Consider the following 20,366-nt stretch of genomic DNA (forward strand, 5'->3'; position numbering starts at 1 on the left):
AGGGAAAATAATGAGAGCAAGTGACGATAAAGCACTGCAATATGCGATTGCGGAAATTACGGAAATTGCGACTGGATTTGGGCTTGATTTTTATCCGATGCGTTATGAAATATGTCCAGCAGAAATTATTTATACATTTGGTGCATATGGGATGCCGACGCGGTTTTCACATTGGAGTTTTGGAAAACAGTTTTTCAGAATGAAATTACAATACGATTTAGGTCTTAGTAAAATATACGAACTCGTTATTAACTCTGATCCATGTTATGCCTTTTTATTAGATACGAACTCGTTAATTCAAAATAAATTAATTGTAGCGCACGTTTTAGCACACTGTGACTTCTTTAAAAATAATATTCGCTTCTCTAATACGAAACGAGATATGGTGGAGAGTATGGCGGCAACGGCTGATCGAGTGAAAGCATATGAGCATAAGTACGGAAAGGCAGAAGTCGAAACATTTTTAGATGCCGTACTTGCCATTCAAGAGCATATTGACCCGTCGCTCATGCGTCCGAAACTTGCTTGGAGTATTGATGATTTAGAAGAAGAAGTAGAAAAGAAAAAGGCATCACAATACGATGATCTATGGAATTTAGATGATCGAAATAAAAAGAGAGAACGATCCAATATACGCAAAAAGAAGAAGATTCCACCGCAACCAGAGAAGGATTTACTCCTCTTTATTGAAGAATATAGCCGTGAGCTAGAAGATTGGCAGCGAGACATATTAACGATGATGCGTGAAGAAATGTTATATTTCTGGCCGCAGCTTGAAACGAAAATCATGAACGAAGGCTGGGCGTCCTACTGGCATCAACGCATACTTCGTGAAATGGACTTAACATCTGATGAAGCAATTGAATTTGCGAAATTAAATGCAGGTGTTGTACAGCCATCAAAAACAAGTATTAATCCATACTACCTCGGTATTAAAATGTTTGAAGATATTGAAGAACGGTACAACAATCCGACTGAAGAAATGAAGCGACGAGGCGTAAAACCAGGATCTGGCCGTGATAAAATGTTTGAAGTACGCGAAATTGAATGGGACGTATCGTTCCTAAGAAACTACTTAAATAAAGATCTTGTTATGCGAGAAGATATGTACTTATTCCAGCGCCAAGGAAAAGAATATAAAGTAATAGATAAAGAATGGGAAAATGTGCGTGATCAACTCGTAAATATGCGGACAAATGGTGGGTTCCCGTACTTAGTAGTAGAAGATGGAGACTACTTAAAGAACGGAGAATTATACATTAAACATAGTTACGAAGGAATCGAGCTCGATTTAAAATACTTAGAAAAGGTATTACCATATCTTCATCAACTATGGGGAAGAACTGTGCATATGGAGTCGATTGTGGAGAGTAAGGGCGTTGTGTTTTCTTATGATGGGAAGATGGTGCATCGGAAGTATGTGTGAGGAGAAGAATGGACATAGGATACTGTGTCCGTTCTTTTTATTTGAAAAATTTATTTATATTTTTTACTTAAGGTAAAGAATATGACTAATTGTTTGAGTTTGTTAAGTCAACGTAATTAATAATGATTATCATTATTAATTACGTTGACTTCTGGAAAAAGAAAAACTAGAATTTATAAAGGGATCCTCAATTGTTTGCTATCACTTGTATAGGAGGTAAGTTATGTTGTATAGCTTTATTTCTATAAGATATATGTTGGCTCTTTATAGTTTTGGTGTTCTTTTTATCTTTTTTTGTATAGTATTTTTGGTGAATCAAAAGGTCTATGCAGAAGATGTACCGTGGACATCGGTTTCAAATGAGGGAGAACGTGAACTGTTTCAAGAACAATTATTGTATAGTAATGATCGAAGGGGAGAAGATCTTGTTTCGCCCTCATTTGAAGGGCGAAAACATGGTGGGGAAGATTGGGGAGCATATTTGGAAAATAGTAAGTTAAGTTATTCATTCAACATTCTTACCTATTCTCTTATAGGAATAAATGATCGAATACGGGTTAATGATAGAATTAGCGCTACAGTCCATGTAGCAACTCAGTATAATAGTGGAGAAATTTATGGATGTACAGGAGTACTAATTAGTAAAGATACAGTACTTACAGCTGGACATTGTATTTACAATAAAGAAATTGGTAGATGGGCGACAAATGTTATTGCAACTCCATGGCGTAATGGAGGATAAGCACCGTATTTATCTTTTTATGTTAAAAATAAAGAAAAACAGCCAATAAAAAATTTTGAAATTATACTTATGAAAGACGAATCACCTGAGCCCAGTAAAGAAATTGGGATCTCAATAGGGAAAACAGACGAAGAAGGAAAAGTTATTTGGAGTAATGTAATGAAGGGAAAATATATTATATTTTTGCCGAATAGTAAGACGCAAATAGTTAGAGTTAAAGACAGAGATGAATCGAGAGTAATAAATATATCATTGTAAAAAACGAATCTATTTGGATTCGTTTTTTATTGGTAAGTAAAGTAGTTGAAAAAAATTTAAAAAAGTAAATCCTTTACAATATACCCTTAAGGGTATATGATATTATACAAAGTTATAAAGTAATGTATAATATAGTTACGATTACGGAGGTGGTCTATAGTGGAATATAATCAAGATATGAAAAATAGATTGAAACGTATTGAAGGTCAAGTTCGTGGTGTGCTTCGTATGATGGAAGAAGGAAAAGATTGCCGAGAGGTTATTACACAGTTAACGGCATCTCGTTCTGCCCTTGATCGTACAATTGGGCTCGTTGTTGGAACGAATTTAGAGCAATGTTTGCGTGAACAGTTTGAAAGTGGTAATGGTTCAAATGAAGAGTTAATTAAAGAAGCTGTTCAATTACTTGTAAAAAGCCGATAATCTGTCAAACATAAGTGTTGACAGATTTTCAAAAACGTTTTAATATACCCCTACAGGTATATGTATATGAATTGTGGAGGAATCGATTATGAGTATAAAAGTGGATATGAGTTTAGATTGTAAAGGTTTGGCTTGTCCGATGCCTATTGTGAAAACGAAGAAGACGATAGAAGGGTTAGCACCAGGGCAGGTGATTGAAGTTAAGGCAACAGATAAAGGATCTACGGTAGATATAAAAAGTTGGGCGGGTAAAGTAGGACATCAATATATCGGGACGAAACACGAGGGTGATGTATTGGTGCATTATGTTAGGAAAGCAAACGAGCATGAAGTGAATGAAGTTGTGAAATATCCACATACAATTACGAATGCAGAATTACAGTCTATATTGTCTCTTGGCGAAGAATGCATTGTATTAGATGTTCGCGAAGCAGCGGAGTTTGCTTTTGGTCATATTCCATCGGCCATTTCGGTACCATTAGGTGAATTAGACAGCGCAGTGTTAGATCAGACGAAGCAAATTTATGTTATTTGTCGAGCTGGTAACCGTAGTGATGTAGCTTGCCAAATGTTGAATGAGAAAGGTTATTTAAATGTGAAAAATGTCATTCCGGGTATGTTAGAGTGGCAAGGGAATATAGAGAAGTAAATTTTTTTGAATGAAAATATACCTATGGGGGTAATCAAATGGATGTTAAACAGTTACAAGCAAAAGATGTGGCAGAGAAAGTGTTATTCGGAGAGTTATTTATTTTAGATGTTCGTAATGAGGCGGATTATGAAGATTGGAAAATTGAAGGGAAGCAAGTTTCTTCTATTAATAAACCTTATTTTGATTTGTTAGATGGTGTAGATCATATTGTAAGTGAATTACCTAAAGATAAAGATGTTTTAGTAGTATGTGCAAAAGAAGGGTCTTCTATATTTGTGGCAGAGCAGTTAATAGAGGTTGGATTACAAAATATTTATTATTTAGCTGGTGGCATGAAAGCTTGGAGTGAATATGTAAAGCCTATAAAAGTTGGAGATTTAAAAAATGGCGGAAGTATGTATCAGTTTAACCGCCTAGGAAAAGGCTGTTTATCTTATATGGTCGTTTCAAACGGTGAAGCAGCAGTTATTGATGCGGTAAGGACAGCCGAGGCATATGAAGAGTTTGCGAAAGAGCACGGCGTTACGATTACGAATGTAATGGATACACATTTACATGCAGACCATATTTCTGGTGGACGTAAGTTAGCTGAAAAGGTAGGTGGTACGTATTGGTTACCGCCAAAAGATGCCGAGGAAGTTGTTTTCTCATACGAACCGCTTGTTGAAGGATCTGTTATTACGGTGGGGGGTACTAAAATTGTAATTGACGCATTATACTCACCAGGGCATACGATTGGAAGTACGTCATTCATTGTAGATGATTCTTATTTATTATCAGGCGATATTTTATTTGTAGATTCAATTGGGCGTCCTGATCTTGCTGGTAAGGCTGAAGATTGGGTGAGTGATTTAAGAAATACGTTATATACACTGTATAAGGAACTGTCTCAAGATTTAATTGTTTTACCAGCTCATTATTCAAAAATAAGTGAAATGGATGAAAGAGGCGTTGTGAGTGCGAGCTTACAAGATCTATTTAAAGAGAATGTAGGATTAAATATTGCTGATGAAGTGGAGTTTCGTAAAACTGTGACAGAGAATTTACCACCTCAGCCAAATGCATATGAAGAAATTCGTCAAACGAATATGGGGAAAATTCATCCGAGTGTGGAAGAAGAGCGTGAAATGGAGATTGGCCCAAATCGTTGTGCAGTGCATGAGTCATTATAAAAATAACAAATTGGAGGAATTAATGATGAATATAAAACAAGTATTAGATGCGAAGGATTTAGCATGTCCGATGCCGATTGTAAGAACGAAAAGAGCGATGGATACTTTACAATCGGGCGAAGTGTTAGAAGTACATGTAACGGATAAAGGGTCAATTAAGGATATTCCAGCGTGGGCAAACAAAACTGGTCATGAAATCGTAAAGCATGTAGAAGAAGCTGATGTGCTGAAGTTTTGGATTAAGAAGGCGTAGGAAAAAATATTGTTATAAATGCAGAGAGGTTGGTTATATGAACACAATATTAAGTACGCTTTTCATTGTACTTGCTACATGGTTTGTTATTTCGCGCTTTTTACCAGTGAAAGGTGTTCAAAATATAAATGGAAAAGAATTAAAAAGTATAGTGGGGAAAAAGGGGAAGTACTTTATTGATGTCCGTACAGTAGGTGAATATAGAGGAAATCATATGAAAGGATTTCAGAATATCCCGTTAAATGAGTTAGCAAGTAGAGCAAGTCAGTTAGATAAAAATAAGGAAGTAATCGTTATTTGCCAAAGTGGAATGAGAAGTAAGCAAGCTGCAAAGATGTTGAAAAAACTAGGGTTTCAGCAAGTAATAAACGTTTCAGGTGGTATGAATGGTTTGTGAGGAGGACTTTAAAATGAAAGAAATGACAGCAAAAGAATTAGAAGAAAAATTGTTAAGTAAAGAAGCAGTAAATATCGTAGATGTCCGTGAAGTAGAAGAAGTAGTTGAAGGGGGAATTCAAGAAGCATGTAATATTCCACTAAGGCTATTAGAGTTTCGTATGCATGAGTTGGATAAAAAGAAAGAATATATTATCGTGTGTCGCTCTGGCGCGAGAAGTGCAAGAGCCGTTCAATTTTTAGAAGGTTACGGTTTTCAAGCGATCAATATGGTAGGTGGTATGTTAGCTTGGGAAGGTAAAGTCATATAGCATAGAGATAAAAGATTTGAGCCTTTTTATAAACAATTAAATACCCCTATAGGTAATTTAGAGGAGGAACAACATGGAACAGCAGAAAAAAACGACAATCGTTTTATTTAGTGGAGATTACGATAAAGCAATGGCTGCTTATATTATTGCAAATGGTGCAGCGGCGTATGATCAAGAGGTAACTATTTTTCATACTTTCTGGGGATTAAATGCTTTAAGGAAAGATGAGCATGTGAATGTAAAGAAAACATTTATAGAAAAAGTATTTGGAAAAATGATGCCACGCGGTGCTGATAAGATGGGATTATCCAAAATGAATTTTGCTGGCATGGGGCCGAAGATGATTAAAGGCATTATGAAAAAACATAACGCAATGCCTTTGCCAGATTTAATTGATTTGGCGAAAGAACAAGGAATTAAACTTGTAGCTTGTCAAATGACAGTAGATTTATTAGGGTTAAAAGAGGAAGAGATTATGGAAGGGGTAGAGTTTGCAGGTGTAGGGGCATATTTAGCAGATGCTTCGGATGGGAATGTAAACTTATTCATTTAAATCACCTTCTTTTTAGAAGGCGGGGGATGTAAGATGAGCTTAGTCGTATTACTTTTTATAATTGGGTTTATAGGATCGTTTATATCAGGAATGGTTGGGATTGGTGGCGCGATTATTAATTATCCGATGATCTTATACATTCCAGTATTGCTAGGATTTACTGGCTATACGTCACATGAAGTGAGCGGTATTACAGCGGTACAAGTATTCTTTGCAACTTTTGCAGGCGCGTGGGCATACCGGAAAAGTAATGACATGAATAAAACATTAGTTATGTATATGGGAGCTAGTATATTAATAGGAAGCTTCATAGGGAGTTTCGGTGCTAACATATTAGAGGAACATACAGTTAATGTTGTTTATGCAGCATTAGCTACAATTGCAGCTATTATGATGTTTGTACCGAAACAAAATAATAGTGGAGATGTGAAGTATAATAAATGGTTAGCAAGCTTGTTAGCGTTCGTTGTAGGGGGAGCTTCAGGCATTATAGGAGCTGGAGGTTCGTTCCTTTTAGTTCCCATTATGCTAGTTATTTTAAAATTACCACTGCGCATGACGATCGCAACATCTATCGCTATTACGTTTATTTCCTCAATAGGGATTACTACCGGAAAAGTGATTACTGGGCAAGTAGTTATCATTCCAGCTCTAATTATTGCGGTTGCAAGTATATTTGCTGCGCCACTTGGAGCACGAGTCGGGAAGAGGCTAAATCAAAAAGTACTGCAATATGTATTGTCCACTTTAATTGTAGGAACTGCTGTTAAAATGTGGATTGATATGATATCGAAATAAAAGGATGGTGCTGCTTGCAGCCCATCCTTTTATTTATTGCCTGTAAACCCCACGGATTATAGTTTCACTTTATGCCCAAATAACTTTCATTAAGTTTTTATATTCGTCATTTGCTAATTTATATAGCATTCTCGTATGTTCAAAGACAAGTGCTGGATTAAAGTTTGGTTCTGAGAATGCAAGAGATGCTGAAATATCAATTGCATTTTGCTTGTTTAATGTGAATTTTGCAAAGCGATAAGATGTGTTTAATTCATTAATGACATGTAAAATATCATTTGTTGATGTTGCATCAGGCACGTGAGCAACATTGAAGCAGTATATATCCACCGTAGGATGTTCGTTTTGGAAAGCAGCGATAAGTTGAATTTTTGCGCCAGCTTCTGTCTCTAATCCTACTGAAAAATGAACAGAGCCATCATTTTCATCTATATTTTCTTCCATGTATATATCGTTGGATTTTAAGTAGTCTTTAAAATCTGAGATGTTATGTTTTACTGCAGCTTTCATATGTATGAGCCCCCTGATAATTGGAATAGATTGCTACTATTTATTATAATTTAAAAATATTAAAAAAGATAGTTAGAAAGTTCTGATTTTTGTATTTAGAAGAATAAAAAGAAGCGGTTCTCTACCTCCATAGAGAACCGCTTCTATATTATTCATTGTCATTAGATGATGTTTCTGTATCTTCACTGCTATTTTTGTTCTTATTTTTCACTTCATTGTTACTTGATTCGCGTTCACTTGAATTTTCAGACTTAGATTCTTTTGTCTTTTTCGAATCAGAGTCTGAGTCAGACTTTGTATATGCAGGTAGCCCAAGATGAGTACGAAGTTCATTTGTAACATTAGCTAATTCTTTTTTATCTGGATTGTAGTAGTAAGTTCGACCACCACCAGCAGATTTGCTACATGTATCGTCACCTTTTGCCATATAGCAATCATCACCTTGGATTTGTAATTTCTCAATTTCCGAATCCGATCCGTACTTATAGAATGAAAGCATATCATCAAATGTTAAGTTTGTAACAAATTGTCCGTTAATATCATCAATGATGTTGCCAACTTTTGTTACAGAACCAGCATTTGTTAGTTTCTTTAAAATAGCTTCGATAACGAGTTGTTGACGTTGTCCACGCATTGCATCACTATCGATGTGTCTTGTTCTAGCAAGAGCAAGAGCTTCTTCGCCATTTAACTTTTGAACACCTTTTTCTAGGTGAATTGCCTCAGCATTATCATTGCTATCTTGCTCAGTAAATTCAACTGGTACATCAACTTCAACACCGCCCAAGTCATCGACGATTTTTATAAATGATTTAAAGTTAAATTTTACAAAGTAATCGACAGGAACATTCATTAATTTTTCAACTGCATCAATGCTTGCTTGTGGTCCACCATTTTTCCCGTTTTTAGCAGAACCGAATGCATGAGCGTGTGTAATTTTATCTTTTTTCTTTTCTATTGGAATATAAGTATATGTGTCACGTGGGATACTTAATAGTTTAACAGTTTTGCTATCTTTATTAAATGTTGCAAGTAAAAGCGCATCTGTTCTTATAGCTTCACCATATTCTTTTCCTCGGACATCGCTTTCATCAACACCCATTATTAAAACAGAGACGTTATTTGTAATAGGTTTTACAGCTTTATCTCGTAAATCTGATTTATCACCGCGTGCTAAATCGTGTGCGGCATTTCGAACAGCAGAAGATGCTTTATTTACTAAAAACCAAGTATAACCGCCGCCTATTAATAAAACGAATAGTATAGCGCTTATAATAATTTTTATTTTTTTCTTATTTTTTTTCGGTTTACTGCGTGTATTTTCTTGCAAAGATGGGTTTTGCTCCATTTCCTGTACTCCTTCATTTGGATTGAAATACGACACTCATATCCACTTATTATAATGAAATTTAGCGAAAAAAAACATTACAAATCATTTACATTTCGTAAAAATTCAATTTATTTATAAAAAGTCAGATTTTCTATATATTATTTTGTAGATGTAGAATAAGTATAAGGGCTATTAGTAGAAATGAAAATATATATTATGAGAAAGCGATAGGGAAGTAAGATTTGTTGAAATATAGCCAAGAAGAAATGAGTAAGCTTACTTATTTCTTCTATATAATAAAGAAGAATTTGACGGATAAAGGAGAGAGCATAATGAATCATACATCATTCCGAGCAATCGTTGTGAACGAAACGGAAAATCATCAGTTTGTAAGAAAAGTTGTTGAGAGAGAAGTAAGTAGTTTACCTGAGGGAGACGTATTCATACAAGTTCATTATTCTTCATTAAATTATAAAGATGCCCTTTCAGCTACTGGTAATAAAGGTGTTACGAGAACATATCCTCATACGCCAGGAATTGATGCCGCAGGAGAAGTTGTGAGTAGTGAAGATAACTCCTTTAAGGTAGGAGATCAAGTTATTGTAACGGGATATGACTTAGGTATGAATACCTCTGGTGGTTTCGGAGAATATATTCGCGTCCCATCATCTTGGGTCGTGCCTTTACCAGAAGGAATGTCATTAAAAGAAAGTATGATGTATGGGACAGCAGGTTTTACTGCTGCTTTGTCGGTATATAAGCTTATTGGAGCAGGAATCAAGCCTAGTATGGGAGATGTTTTAGTAACGGGTGCTACAGGCGGCGTAGGGAGTGTAGCTGTTAGTATATTAAGTAAGTTAGGGTTTAACGTAGTAGGAGCGACAGGAAAAATAGAAGAGGAAGATATGCTACTACGTCTAGGAGCGAAAAAAGTGATTCATCGCGCGGAATTGAATGATGAATCAGGAAGACCGATGTTAAAAGGGCTATACGCCGGAGTTATCGATACTGTAGGTGGACATATGTTAGAAACAGCTTTAAAAACAGTAAAGTATGGTGGGTGTGTAACGACATGCGGTAATGTGGCAGGCCAAGAACTACAAACAACAGTATATCCATTTATTTTACGAGGCATAAGCCTTTTAGGGGTAGATTCCGTGCAATGTCCAGTGGATGTGAGAAGAGATGTGTGGACGCTTTTAGCGAAAGAATGGGGAAATAAAGAATTACTATCTTATACAGAAGAATGTACATTAGAAGAATTAGAGAAGAAGTTTACACTTATATTGCAAGGAAAGTTAAAAGGAAGAACAGTTGTTAAAATATAATGAAAAAAGAGACGCTTAAGCTAGCGTCTCTTTTTTCATTATAATGATTGTTTTAAATTGATTTTTCCTTGTTCGCCTAAAACACCGTCAGCGATATTTACAGCGTGATCGCCAATGCGCTCTAAGTTACTTACCATATCGACGAAGATGATACTTGCATCACCTGAACAGCTGCGTTCGTTTAGACGTAATACGTGACGTTTACGAAGAACACGTTCCATTTGGTCGATTTTGCGTTCTTTTGCAATAACAGTTTGAGCTAGTTCAGTATCGAAGTTTGTTAAAGCTTCAACTGAGTCTTGCAGTGTTGAAATTGTTAATTCAAGCATTTCGTTTAACTCAGCTAATGCTTCGTCTGATAGTGAAACACGGTTTGAAATTTGGAAATCTACAAGTTCTACAAGGTTTTCTACATGATCACCGACACGTTCAATATCCCCAACAACACCTGCTAAAACAGAATGTTTTTCAGAATCCGTAGGTGAAAGTGGCTTTTCTGATAGTAAAACTAAATACTCGGTAATTTTTTTATCTAAATTGTTAATAGCTCCTTCTAATTGAGTAGCCATGTTTGCGTGTTTTTTGTCTTGTGTATTTAAAAATTGATTTGCTTCTTTTAATCCATGTAATGAGAACTCAGCCATACGGATAATCTCTTTTTGAGCTTCAGTTAAAGCGATGGCTGGAGATTGTTCAATAAAGATTGGATTTAAATGTTGTGGTTTGAAGTCAATCGCTGCATCCTCACCACGAATAATTTTTGTTACGATCCATGCTAATACTGCAATGAATGGGAATTGAATAATTGTATTTGTTACGTTAAATGTTCCGTGTGCAAATGCAATAGTCATTTCTGGATTCAAGTTTAATGATGTTTGGAAATATTGAATTAAACTTGTAAATGGTACTAATAAAATTGTAAAGATAATTGTACCGATAATATTAAAGATAACGTGAACTAATGCTGCACGTCTTGCTGCAATTGAAGTACCGATTGCTGCTAATACAGCTGTAATTGTTGTACCGATGTTATCACCGAATAATACAGGAAGAGCTGCTTGTAAATCGATTGCACCTTGACCGAATAGTTCTTGTAAAATACCGATTGTTGCGCTTGAGCTTTGTACAATTAAAGTAAAGACTGTACCGACAACAATTCCTAAAATTGGATTGTCACTCATGCTAACTGTTAATTCTTGGAATGACTCTAAAGAACGAAGAGGTTTCATACCTGCGCTCATTAATTCTAAACCGAAGAATAACATACCAAAACCGAATACAACTTGACCTACAGAATGTACTTTTTTATTTTTAAAGAAGAATAGTAAAATAGCTCCAACTGCCATAACTGGGAGAGCATATTCTCCGATTTTAATTCCGATAATAAATGCAGTAACTGTCGTACCGATGTTTGCACCCATAATAACACCGATTGCTTGTCTTAATGTCATAAATCCTGCACTTACAAGTCCGACTGTTAAAGCGGTTGTTCCTGAACTTGATTGGATTAATACAGTAACTAACATACCTGCTAGTACACCCATAAGTGGGTTTGTTGTAAAACGATCTAGAATATCACGAAGACGATCTCCAGCTGCTTGTTGCAGTCCATCGCCCATGTATTTAATCCCGAATAAGAAAATACCTAATCCACCAATGAACTGGAAGATCATATCTTGAACATTATATTCCACGCATTCCACTCCTTAAATTTCATGTACGATGTAATTATTAACTGAACCTTGAGTCACTGTAAACGGTTTGTTAGTAAAATTTACACTAAATTTACAAAGGGAAGAAAAGTTTACAAACCCTTAAAGAAACAGCTGTATTTTATTGGTTTTCATCTGTATAAATCTTAATTTTGTAAAGAAATCACACTTTTTAGAATAATATTGTTCAGTTGAATATCAAGGATAGCATCTGCGAGTTCATCGTATATTTTTTGATGAAAGTTAAAAAAATATGTAGGAAAATGCATGTAGTTTTATAACAGCAAAACGAGGGAAAACAATTCTTTTAACACGATAAAAAAGCCACTGAATTATCCAGCAGCTTTTTCCGTATTTGTATCGCCATGCTTTTGTTTTCTTATGCTTGTAATGTAAATGAAGAGAAAAGCAATAAGTAATAGAGAGGAGTAACGATATACAGTTGCATAGTTTGTAAAATGAGCAATAAATCCAAATATAATTGCTCCAGCGCCGATTCCAAGGTCAAATGCGGAGAAGAATGTAGCCGTTGCTACGCCGCGTCGATGCGGTGCTACGCGGTCAATCATCCATGCTTGTAGTGCAGGTTGGATCGCGCCAAAACCACTTCCGTAACATGCTGCAGCAATAATTAAGCTCGGAATTGTCGTCGTATACGATAATAAAATAATACCTGTAAACGTTATAATAACTCCTGGAATGATGACGAATGTATGGCCTTTCGCATCATATAGCTTTCCAGAGAATGGACGAGTCACAGCGATTGCTAGTGCGTTACATAAAAAGAAGAGGCTAATATCAGCTATGCCGACTTCTGTAGCAAATAGTGTGATAAAACTTCCGATTCCTCCGTACATTAATGTAATACATAATATTAATAATGAAGGAAGTAAAGCTTTACGTTCAATAAATCCATCGAGAAAAGTACTAGATGATTGTTGTGGAGGCTGTTTCGTTTTTTGGATTTGAAGTAGTTTCGTTAATATTAATGAAACAATTGTGCACGATAATGCACATAAAAAAAGAATTGTGAAGTTATATGTTTGCATAAGCCATAGTCCGATAAGTGGACCGAGGGCCATTGCAATTGTTCCAGAAAGGCCAAAATATCCCATGCCTTCTCCGCGGCGAGCTGAGGGAATTAAATCAGAAACGACAGTCCCATATGTAGTCGTTGTAATACCGAAACCAGCTCCGTGTAAAATACGAACAGCAAGCAAGAGAAAGATTGTTGAGGCGAAAAGGTAACTGCCCATAGCGAGTAGACAAATAGCAGTACCGATCATTAAAATGATTTTTTTATTGAATTTTTGCAAGGCGTTCCCAGTTAGCGGTCTAACAAAAAGTGCCGCGACGGTAAACATGCCGACAACCAATCCGATATTGGAACTTGTGCCACCAATTTCTTTCACATAAACAGGTAAGGTTGGAATTAACATTTGAAACCCTAAAAACATACATAAGTTTGCAAAAATTAAAGCAACAAACTCTTTTGTCCATAACGGTTCTCGTTTTACGAGTATTGCTTCTCCCATATATTCATCCCCTATATAAAATTTTCTCTTTTCTTTCGAGTATATGTATTGGCCAATGCAACAGTCAAGGAAGGTGTCTTGAAAACGGAAAACAATTTTTAAGGTGAAAAACTGACAAATTTGTGTAAAAGCTACACAACTATGAAAAAAAGATGTAAAGTATAGATGTATAGACTTGTAGGTGTTAAGAATGATAGAAATTGTTTTTTCTTTAAAGAAAGCGGATTCAAAAGAGTAGTGAACAAGAAGGGGATATATACTTTTTCACTACATATATTTGAAAAGGTTTACAATATGATGAAGAAAGAGGCGTGTACATATGAGACGATTAGGTATTTCTATTTATCCAGAACATTCAACAGTAGAGAAAGATAAGGAGTATTTAACATTAGCAAGTAAATATGGATTTACACGTGTGTTCACATGTTTATTATCTGTGGATGGAGAAAAAGAGAAAATTATAGAAGAATTTAAAGAAACGATCTCTCATGCGAATGCATTAGGGTTCCAAGTATTAGTTGATATTAGTCCGTCTGTTTTTGAACAATTAGGTATTTCGTATAATGACTTATCATTCTTCCATGAATTAGGTGCGTACGGTATTCGTTTAGATGTTGGTTTCTCAGGATTAGAAGAATCAATTATGACTTATAATCCGTATGGTTTGAAAATTGAGATTAATATGAGTAATGGTACGAAGTATGTAGATAACATTATGAGTCATAGACCAAATCGTGAAAATTTAATTGGTTGTCATAATTTTTATCCGCATCGTTATTCAGGGTTATCATACAATCATTTCATTAAATGCTCGAAACAATTTAAAGATTACGGTATGAGAACGGCTGCTTTTATTTCATCATTTGATGCAACATACGGACCTTGGCCAGTAACAGAAGGGTTATGTACATTAGAGCAGCATCGTGAATTACCGATGACAACACAGGCGAAGCATTTATTTGCGACGGAATTAATTGATGATGTTATTATTGCAAACGCATATGCGTCAGAAGAAGAATTACAAGCACTAGGTGCATTAAATAAAGAGAAACAAACATTTGATATAGAACTATATGATACAACGACAGAATTAGAAAGAATTATCGTATTAGACGAACCACATTTTTATCGCGGAGATGTATCTGAATATATGATTCGTTCTACACAAAGTCGTGTGAAATATAAAAAAGAAGAGTTTAAACCTCATAATACGCGTGAAATTAAGCGTGGAGATCTATTAATTGATAATGAACAATATGGCCAGTATAAAGGCGAATTACAACTTGCATTAAAAGATATGGTGAATACAGGAAAAACAAATGTAGTTGGTCGAATTGTAGAAGAAGAGATTTTCTTACTAGATTATTTACAAGCATGGGATAAATTCGGATTCACATTAAAGAAATAGAGAGAATATAAAGGGGAAAAACTACTGATTTCAGCAGCTTTTCCCCCTTTATATATAAAGAGCGAGAGGAAGAGCTATGACAAAGGTGCATCAGCGATTAATTTCTATTTTAGAGGAGTTTTTAGAAGAGAAATCGATGTTAAATCGAGCTTTTTTAGCGGGCCGTTTACATGTATCGACGAAGACGATTCAAAAGGATATAAAATTATTAAATGATATATTGGAAGAAAACGGAGCGAAAATCGAATCGCAAAGAGGGACTGGGTACGAATTAGAAATTATACAAACGAAGAAATTTGAAGACTTTTGTGTGAGTCTATTTCAAAAACAGACGGAAAAGATTCCAACTTCTTATGAAGAAAGAATAGCGTACATTTTGCAGCGTGTTTTAACGACAGAGGGATATGTGAAGCTTTCAGAATTAGCGGAAGAGATTTATGTGAGCAAATCAACGGTCAATTTAATTATGAAAGATGTTACAGATATATGTAGTCGCTATAAATTACAAATTGAGAAGAGACCGTATTATGGTATACGTATTGTTGGAGAGGAATTTAATATTCGTTCTTGTTTATCACAATATGGTTTACCGCGTTATGACCATACTCCGTTTCATGAGCAATTTGAGCAGACGGAGACGTATTTATCGCTACCGCATATATCACTTATTCGTTCAATTATATTAAAGTATATTGAGGGTGGAACAATATATTTATCTGATATAGAAATTGATAATTTAGTCATTCATATTGCAATCGCATTAAAGCGTTGTCAAAGTCAACATTATATGAAAGGACTGCATGCGGAGCAATCAGAACTTATAATAAAGAAAGAATATACAATTGCGAAGCAGATTTTAGGAGATTTAGAGAAAGAGTTAAAATTTTTATTTCCAGAAGAAGAAGTATTATATGTGACGATGCATTTATTAAGTACTGCTGTTACAACGAGAGATCGCTATGAAAATGTAGAAGAGCTATTAGGAAAAGATATATATGCATTTATGCAACATATTCTTTTTAAAGTAGCGGAAGAACGGAATCTTATTTTTTATTATGATGAAGAATTATTATTTGGATTTGGTATTCATTTAAAAACGTTATTAAATCGTTTGAAGTATAAGTTAAATACGAGAAATCCTCTTTTGGCAGAAGTGAAAAAGAATTATCCGTATGCTTTTGAAATTGCGATTCTCGTTGGAGATATCATTGGTGAATATACGGGTGAATCGATCCCTGAAAGTGAAATTGGTTATATTGCAATTCACTTAGGCGGAGCGATGAGCCGTTTGCAGGAGCAGAATCAAAAGAAAAGATGTTTATTAGTTTGTGCGACTGGTCAAGGAAGTGCACAACTATTAAAATATAAAATTTTATCACAGTTTCGAGATAAATTAGAGATTGTAGGTATTACAGGCTATTATCAATTGAAAGTAGAAGATCTTTATAAAGAAAAAATAGATTGTATTATTAGTACGATTCATATACCAAGTGGCTTGCCTGTTCCAGTTATAAAAGTGAATTCAATATTTGATGATAAAGAGATTAAATCGATTGGTCAGCGGTTGTTTACGCATGTGAATAATAGTGTGCAGCAATATATTAAGGAAGATTTAATCTTTTTAAATCATAGTGCTTCTACGAAAGAGGATGTTATTCAGTTTTTATGTGAGAAAGCTGCTGAGAAACGCTATGTACCAGAAAACTTTTATGCTTCTGTTATGGAAAGAGAAAATACGTCTCCGACAGCGGTTGGGAATTCAGTTGCAATCCCGCATCCGATGCAGTTATTAAGTGAGGAAACTTTTTTGATGTTTTGCACACTTGAAAAGGCTGTTGATTGGGGAGACAAAAAAGTACAAGTAATTATTTTATTTAGTGTAAAGCGCAATAATAATGAAGATTTGCAAAGGCTTTATGATTTTTTATATGATATTATGTCTAGTCAAAGTGCGATAGAGAAACTTACTCAGACCGAGGTAATTGAAGATTTTCAAGAGATTTTATTATCATTTTGAAAAAGTATATAAAAACTTCCGTTACATAACGGAAGTTTTTTATGTTTAATTGTATGCGTTTTCATAATAAGATAAAAATATAGAAAACATATAGCTTGGGGGAATTTAAAATGGCTGATATGCAAACTCCATTTGCATTAATTTTACATGGTGGCAATGCGAGAAGTGCGGCGCTTGAAGCAATCGCTTTTGCAAGACAAGGAGATTTCGAGAATGCGGGTGAAAAGATGAAACTTGCTAGTGAGGAAATTTCAGCAGCTCATCGTATTCAAACGGATCTAATTCAAGAAGAGGCAAGAGGAAATCATGCAGAAATCAGTTTACTGTTAGTGCACGCACAAGACCATTTAATGAATGCAATTACAGTGAAAGAACTAGCTGAAGAATTTATTACTCTTCATAAACGAGTGGAAGAGAAAGTGACAGTATAAGATGTATATTTTATTATGTTGTGCAGCAGGTATGTCAACGAGTATGGTCGTAAGAAAAATGCAAGAAGAGGCAAAGAAACAGGGGAAGAATTATAAAATTAAGGCGGTTGATTCAGAACTTGTGAAACTTGAAATAAAAGAAGCCGATGTCGTTTTAATCGGTCCACAAGTGAAATATTTATTTCCAGCTGTAGAGTTTCTTGCAAATTCATACAACATACCAGTTGCAATTATAGACCAACGAGATTATGGCATGTGTGATGGTTTGAAAGTGCTTAGGCAAGCAGAACAATTAGTTTTAGCATAATTATATCTTTTTAAATATAAACATTATAATGTTATAAAGTTTATTTCATTCTTTTATAGTAGAGAGAAAGAGGAGGGCTATTGATGAATGGGTTTATGAGTTTTATGGAACAAAAGATTATGCCAACAACGCAAAAGATTGCAGGACAACGACATTTATTAGCAATTCGAAACGGGGTTATTTCTACATTACCGTTAACGATCGTCGGGTCATTTTTCGTAATCTTTTTAAATTTACCAATTGATGCATATATGGAATGGATTGCACCGTTTCGCCATATTTTAGATATTCCATTCCGATTTACAGTAGGACTAATGGCATTATACGCAGCGTTTGGTGTAGGGGCTTCGCTCGCGAACTTTTATCAGCTCAATCAATTAAGTGCAGGGCTACTATCTGTACTCGCCTTTTTACTAGCATCAGTTGAACCAATTCAAATTACGAAAGCTGTACCAGGTGTTATTGATGCAGGTCGATATATTTCAGTAGGAACATTAAGTGCAACGTCTTTATTTGGTGCAATTGTTACAGCATTAATTGCAGTAGAAATTTATCACTTTATGATTAAGCATAATATCTCAATTAAATTACCAGACAGTGTACCACCAGCAGTTTCAAATTCGTTTGCAGCATTAATTCCAACATTAGTAGTTATTCTTTTATTCTGGGGCATTCGCTACGGTTTGAAATTTGATGTAAATACAACAATTACATACTTAATCGCACCATTAAAATCAGTACTAGTAGGAAATAACTTATTCGGTGGTTTATTAACAGTATTCTTAATCGTGTTCTTCTGGTCATTTGGTATACATGGACCAGCGATTTTAGGACCAATCATTCGTCCGATGTGGGATTCAGCAATTCTTGAAAATATGGAAGTGTTCACGGCTACAGGAAATGCACATCAATTACCAAACTTATTTACAGAGCAATTCATTCAATGGTTCGTATGGATTGGCGGATCAGGCTCAACGTTAGCTTTAGTAATTATGTTTATGTTCTCTAAATCTAAGTTCCTAAAAGAGTTAGGTAGATTATCATTCGTACCAGGTTTATTCAATATTAACGAGCCAATTATTTTCGGGGCTCCGATTGTAATGAACCCAATCTTAATTATTCCGTTCGTTATTACACCGTTAGTGACAACGACAGTATCATATTTCGCAGTTGTTTCAGGTATGATTCCACTCATGATGGCGAAACTGCCATTTACGATGTTAGCACCAATTGCAGCGGTGATTAGTACGGACTGGACAATTATGGCTGGTGTACTTGTACTTGTTAACTTTGTTATCTCATTCGTTATTTACTATCCATTCTTCAAGATGTATGAGAAACAACAATTAGCAGGAGAGGAGAAAACAGAATGCTCGGAGCAATTATCATCTTAATTACATTCGTGGTCGGACAGTGTATTGCCCATTATTCGAAATGGGTACAAAGTAAATCTTTATTAGTGTTACTACTAGTATCAGTTTTATTTATCGGTTGTTCAATGGGTGCATATGTAATGTTAGGTCTACACTCACCGTACGTAATTATTGTACCGACAATTTTATGTGCAACATGTTTATCTGCAAAATATAGATTTACGAGCATGGCATTAATACAACGTGTGAAGGAGATGCAAAAGCATGGAGCGTAAATTAGGAATTTCACTTTATCCAGAACATTCAACGAAAGAAAAAGATATGGCTTATATTTCCGCAGCGGCACGACACGGTTTTTCAAGAATATTTACTTGTTTGTTATCTGTGAATCGTCCGAAAGAAGAAATTGTAGCTGAATTTAAAGAGATTATTAATCACGCAAAAGATAACAATATGGAAGTTATTCTAGATGTAGCTCCAGCTGTGTTTGATCAGCTTGATATTAGTTATAGCGATCTATCATTTTTCGCAGAGTTAGGCGCAGACGGTATTCGTTTAGATGTAGGTTTTGACGGATTAACGGAAGCGAAAATGACGAATAATCCGTACGGTTTAAAAATTGAGTTAAATGTAAGTAACGATATTGCGTACTTAGAAAATATTCTTTCGCATCAAGCGAATAAATCAGCTTTAATTGGTTGTCATAATTTTTATCCGCAAAAATTCACTGGTCTTCCGTACGATTATTTCATTCGCTGTAGTGAACGCTTTAAAAAGCATGGTATTCGCAGTGCAGCATTTATTACATCACATGCCGCAAACATCGGTCCATGGGATATTAACGACGGATTATGTACGTTAGAAGAGCATCGTAATTTACCAATTGAAGTGCAAGCGAAGCATTTATGGGCGACAGGGCTAATTGATGATGTCATTATCGGAAATGCTTATGCGAGTGAGGAAGAGTTAGAGAAACTAGGAAACTTAAATCGATACATGTTACAGCTGAAAGTACAATTTGTAGACGAAGCGACTGAAGTAGAGAAGAGAGCCTCGCTGCAAGAATTACATGTAAGACGCGGCGACATAACAGAGTATATGGTACGTTCTACAGAAGTACGTAAAAAATATAAAGACTATGATTTCCCGGTGCGCGAAAGCGTACTACAGGAAAGAGGGCAAGTTGTAATTGGTAACAATTCATTTGGTAAGTATAAAGGTGAACTGCAAATCATTCTAAAAGAAATGCCGATAGATGAACGGAAAAATATTGTCGGTACAATTGCGGAAGAGGAGTTATTCTTACTAGATTACGTAGGGGCTTGGACACAGTTTACTTGTGTGGAATAGAGAAGATAGGGGGCGTTCCAAATTTTGGACCGCCTTTTTAATATTAAAGTACTTTTAACGTCAAAATTTGTCGGTAAATCG

Annotated in this window: 21 protein-coding genes and 2 pseudogenes; 19 read left to right on the plus strand and 4 right to left on the minus strand. The window is 35.3% G+C overall.

Features of this window, described 5'->3' with window-relative positions; translation table 11 throughout:
* Window positions 1-10: 10 nt before the first annotated feature.
* From spoVR to RT27_RS17200, 11 genes and pseudogenes are all read left to right on the plus strand, one after another.
* Window positions 11-1,426, plus strand: a complete 1,416-nt coding sequence (gene spoVR, locus RT27_RS17150) for a stage V sporulation protein SpoVR (RefSeq protein WP_029441674.1) — start codon at window positions 11-13, stop codon at window positions 1,424-1,426.
* Between the two features lie 223 nt (window positions 1,427-1,649).
* Window positions 1,650-2,165: pseudogene (locus tag RT27_RS17155) on the plus strand (trypsin-like serine protease); the annotation flags it as partial.
* Window positions 2,166-2,177: 12 nt separating this feature from the next.
* Window positions 2,178-2,426, plus strand: a pseudogene (locus RT27_RS17160) (DUF2606 family protein); the annotation flags it as partial.
* 159 nt (window positions 2,427-2,585) lie between these two features.
* Complete coding sequence (locus RT27_RS17165) at window positions 2,586-2,849, plus strand: metal-sensitive transcriptional regulator (RefSeq protein WP_000456206.1); 264 nt, start codon at window positions 2,586-2,588, stop codon at window positions 2,847-2,849.
* 88 nt (window positions 2,850-2,937) lie between these two features.
* Window positions 2,938-3,498 carry a sulfurtransferase TusA family protein gene (locus RT27_RS17170; RefSeq protein WP_043936767.1) on the plus strand — a complete coding sequence of 187 codons (561 nt, stop codon included), beginning with the start codon at window positions 2,938-2,940 and terminating at the stop codon, window positions 3,496-3,498.
* 38 nt (window positions 3,499-3,536) lie between these two features.
* Window positions 3,537-4,673, plus strand: a complete 1,137-nt coding sequence (locus RT27_RS17175; RefSeq protein ID WP_043936769.1) for an MBL fold metallo-hydrolase — start codon at window positions 3,537-3,539, stop codon at window positions 4,671-4,673.
* Window positions 4,674-4,695: 22 nt separating this feature from the next.
* Window positions 4,696-4,926: a sulfurtransferase TusA family protein gene (locus RT27_RS17180; RefSeq protein WP_029441679.1), complete on the plus strand. Its 231-nt coding sequence runs from the start codon at window positions 4,696-4,698 to the stop codon at window positions 4,924-4,926.
* A gap of 37 nt (window positions 4,927-4,963) precedes the next feature.
* Entirely contained in the window at window positions 4,964-5,323 is a 360-nt protein-coding gene (locus RT27_RS17185; RefSeq protein ID WP_016082763.1) for a rhodanese-like domain-containing protein, read from the plus strand.
* Window positions 5,324-5,336: 13 nt separating this feature from the next.
* Window positions 5,337-5,633 (plus strand): rhodanese-like domain-containing protein, encoded by a 297-nt coding sequence (locus tag RT27_RS17190; RefSeq protein ID WP_043936770.1) that lies wholly within the window; start codon window positions 5,337-5,339, stop codon window positions 5,631-5,633.
* A 73-nt stretch (window positions 5,634-5,706) separates the two neighbouring features.
* Complete coding sequence (locus RT27_RS17195) at window positions 5,707-6,186, plus strand: DsrE/DsrF/DrsH-like family protein (protein ID WP_000437741.1); 480 nt, start codon at window positions 5,707-5,709, stop codon at window positions 6,184-6,186.
* 33 nt (window positions 6,187-6,219) lie between these two features.
* On the plus strand, window positions 6,220-6,984 hold the full coding sequence (locus tag RT27_RS17200) for a sulfite exporter TauE/SafE family protein (RefSeq protein WP_000060742.1): 765 nt from the start codon (window positions 6,220-6,222) through the stop codon (window positions 6,982-6,984).
* A gap of 69 nt (window positions 6,985-7,053) precedes the next feature.
* Here RT27_RS17200 and RT27_RS17205 read toward each other — a convergent pair whose 3' ends face one another.
* Both RT27_RS17205 and RT27_RS17210 read right to left on the minus strand, forming a co-directional pair.
* Window positions 7,054-7,494: a hypothetical protein gene (locus RT27_RS17205; protein ID WP_000642361.1), complete on the minus strand. Its 441-nt coding sequence runs from the start codon at window positions 7,492-7,494 to the stop codon at window positions 7,054-7,056.
* Between the two features lie 148 nt (window positions 7,495-7,642).
* Window positions 7,643-8,842 (minus strand): LCP family protein, encoded by a 1,200-nt coding sequence (locus RT27_RS17210; RefSeq protein ID WP_016082761.1) that lies wholly within the window; start codon window positions 8,840-8,842, stop codon window positions 7,643-7,645.
* Window positions 8,843-9,156: 314 nt separating this feature from the next.
* Here RT27_RS17210 and RT27_RS17215 point away from each other — a divergent pair, with 314 nt between their 5' ends.
* Entirely contained in the window at window positions 9,157-10,152 is a 996-nt protein-coding gene (locus RT27_RS17215) for a YhdH/YhfP family quinone oxidoreductase (protein ID WP_016082760.1), read from the plus strand.
* A 38-nt stretch (window positions 10,153-10,190) separates the two neighbouring features.
* On the opposite strand, the gene RT27_RS17220 is transcribed toward RT27_RS17215, so the two are convergent.
* Together RT27_RS17220 and RT27_RS17225 are read right to left on the minus strand one after the other, a co-directional pair.
* On the minus strand, window positions 10,191-11,846 hold the full coding sequence (locus tag RT27_RS17220; RefSeq protein ID WP_016082759.1) for a Na/Pi cotransporter family protein: 1,656 nt from the start codon (window positions 11,844-11,846) through the stop codon (window positions 10,191-10,193).
* A gap of 350 nt (window positions 11,847-12,196) precedes the next feature.
* Entirely contained in the window at window positions 12,197-13,399 is a 1,203-nt protein-coding gene (locus RT27_RS17225; protein WP_016082758.1) for an MFS transporter, read from the minus strand.
* Window positions 13,400-13,718: 319 nt separating this feature from the next.
* On the opposite strand from RT27_RS17225, the gene RT27_RS17230 reads away from it, so the two are divergent.
* The 7 genes from RT27_RS17230 to RT27_RS17260 all read left to right on the plus strand — a co-directional run bounded on the left by RT27_RS17230 (window position 13,719) and on the right by RT27_RS17260 (window position 20,285).
* Window positions 13,719-14,807 carry a DUF871 domain-containing protein gene (locus RT27_RS17230; RefSeq protein ID WP_029441684.1) on the plus strand — a complete coding sequence of 363 codons (1,089 nt, stop codon included), beginning with the start codon at window positions 13,719-13,721 and terminating at the stop codon, window positions 14,805-14,807.
* Window positions 14,808-14,883: 76 nt separating this feature from the next.
* Window positions 14,884-16,824 (plus strand): BglG family transcription antiterminator, encoded by a 1,941-nt coding sequence (locus tag RT27_RS17235; protein WP_029441685.1) that lies wholly within the window; start codon window positions 14,884-14,886, stop codon window positions 16,822-16,824.
* Window positions 16,825-16,934: 110 nt separating this feature from the next.
* A complete protein-coding gene (locus tag RT27_RS17240) occupies window positions 16,935-17,255 on the plus strand; it encodes a PTS lactose/cellobiose transporter subunit IIA (RefSeq protein ID WP_000774623.1) in 321 nt (106 codons plus the stop codon).
* Between the two features lies 1 nt (window position 17,256).
* Window positions 17,257-17,562 (plus strand): PTS sugar transporter subunit IIB, encoded by a 306-nt coding sequence (locus RT27_RS17245; protein ID WP_000275645.1) that lies wholly within the window; start codon window positions 17,257-17,259, stop codon window positions 17,560-17,562.
* A gap of 83 nt (window positions 17,563-17,645) precedes the next feature.
* Window positions 17,646-18,956 (plus strand): PTS sugar transporter subunit IIC, encoded by a 1,311-nt coding sequence (locus RT27_RS17250; RefSeq protein ID WP_001013060.1) that lies wholly within the window; start codon window positions 17,646-17,648, stop codon window positions 18,954-18,956.
* Window positions 18,932-19,210: a hypothetical protein gene (locus RT27_RS17255; RefSeq protein ID WP_000900046.1), complete on the plus strand. Its 279-nt coding sequence runs from the start codon at window positions 18,932-18,934 to the stop codon at window positions 19,208-19,210. Before RT27_RS17250 ends, RT27_RS17255 begins: the two co-directional genes overlap by 25 nt.
* Window positions 19,200-20,285, plus strand: a complete 1,086-nt coding sequence (locus RT27_RS17260; protein ID WP_029441686.1) for a MupG family TIM beta-alpha barrel fold protein — start codon at window positions 19,200-19,202, stop codon at window positions 20,283-20,285. Before RT27_RS17255 ends, RT27_RS17260 begins: the two co-directional genes overlap by 11 nt.
* Window positions 20,286-20,366 lie beyond the last annotated feature (81 nt).

Source organism: Bacillus sp. L_1B0_5, from assembly GCF_000836715.1.
In the GTDB taxonomy this organism is placed as follows: Bacteria; Bacillota; Bacilli; order Bacillales; family Bacillaceae_G; genus Bacillus_A; species Bacillus_A thuringiensis_S.

Excerpts from the sequence above, each read along its gene's own strand:
- RT27_RS17200 (WP_000060742.1), top strand. The coding sequence starts at position 6,220 with ATGAGCTTAGTCGTATTACTTTTTATAATTGGGTTTATAGGATCGTTT.
- RT27_RS17255 (WP_000900046.1), top strand. The coding sequence starts at position 18,932 with ATGCTCGGAGCAATTATCATCTTAATTACATTCGTGGTCGGACAGTGT.
- RT27_RS17215 (WP_016082760.1), top strand. The coding sequence starts at position 9,157 with ATGAATCATACATCATTCCGAGCAATCGTTGTGAACGAAACGGAAAAT.
- RT27_RS17235 (WP_029441685.1), top strand. The coding sequence starts at position 14,884 with ATGACAAAGGTGCATCAGCGATTAATTTCTATTTTAGAGGAGTTTTTA.
- RT27_RS17250 (WP_001013060.1), top strand. The coding sequence starts at position 17,646 with ATGAATGGGTTTATGAGTTTTATGGAACAAAAGATTATGCCAACAACG.
- RT27_RS17185 (WP_016082763.1), top strand. The coding sequence starts at position 4,964 with ATGAACACAATATTAAGTACGCTTTTCATTGTACTTGCTACATGGTTT.
- RT27_RS17230 (WP_029441684.1), top strand. The coding sequence starts at position 13,719 with ATGAGACGATTAGGTATTTCTATTTATCCAGAACATTCAACAGTAGAG.
- RT27_RS17210 (WP_016082761.1), bottom strand. The coding sequence starts at position 8,842 with ATGGAGCAAAACCCATCTTTGCAAGAAAATACACGCAGTAAACCGAAA.
- RT27_RS17190 (WP_043936770.1), top strand. The coding sequence starts at position 5,337 with ATGAAAGAAATGACAGCAAAAGAATTAGAAGAAAAATTGTTAAGTAAA.
- RT27_RS17205 (WP_000642361.1), bottom strand. The coding sequence starts at position 7,494 with ATGAAAGCTGCAGTAAAACATAACATCTCAGATTTTAAAGACTACTTA.
- RT27_RS17260 (WP_029441686.1), top strand. The coding sequence starts at position 19,200 with ATGGAGCGTAAATTAGGAATTTCACTTTATCCAGAACATTCAACGAAA.
- RT27_RS17195 (WP_000437741.1), top strand. The coding sequence starts at position 5,707 with ATGGAACAGCAGAAAAAAACGACAATCGTTTTATTTAGTGGAGATTAC.
- RT27_RS17175 (WP_043936769.1), top strand. The coding sequence starts at position 3,537 with ATGGATGTTAAACAGTTACAAGCAAAAGATGTGGCAGAGAAAGTGTTA.
- RT27_RS17170 (WP_043936767.1), top strand. The coding sequence starts at position 2,938 with ATGAGTATAAAAGTGGATATGAGTTTAGATTGTAAAGGTTTGGCTTGT.
- RT27_RS17225 (WP_016082758.1), bottom strand. The coding sequence starts at position 13,399 with ATGGGAGAAGCAATACTCGTAAAACGAGAACCGTTATGGACAAAAGAG.
- RT27_RS17180 (WP_029441679.1), top strand. The coding sequence starts at position 4,696 with ATGATGAATATAAAACAAGTATTAGATGCGAAGGATTTAGCATGTCCG.
- RT27_RS17245 (WP_000275645.1), top strand. The coding sequence starts at position 17,257 with ATGTATATTTTATTATGTTGTGCAGCAGGTATGTCAACGAGTATGGTC.
- spoVR (WP_029441674.1), top strand. The coding sequence starts at position 11 with ATGAGAGCAAGTGACGATAAAGCACTGCAATATGCGATTGCGGAAATT.
- RT27_RS17240 (WP_000774623.1), top strand. The coding sequence starts at position 16,935 with ATGGCTGATATGCAAACTCCATTTGCATTAATTTTACATGGTGGCAAT.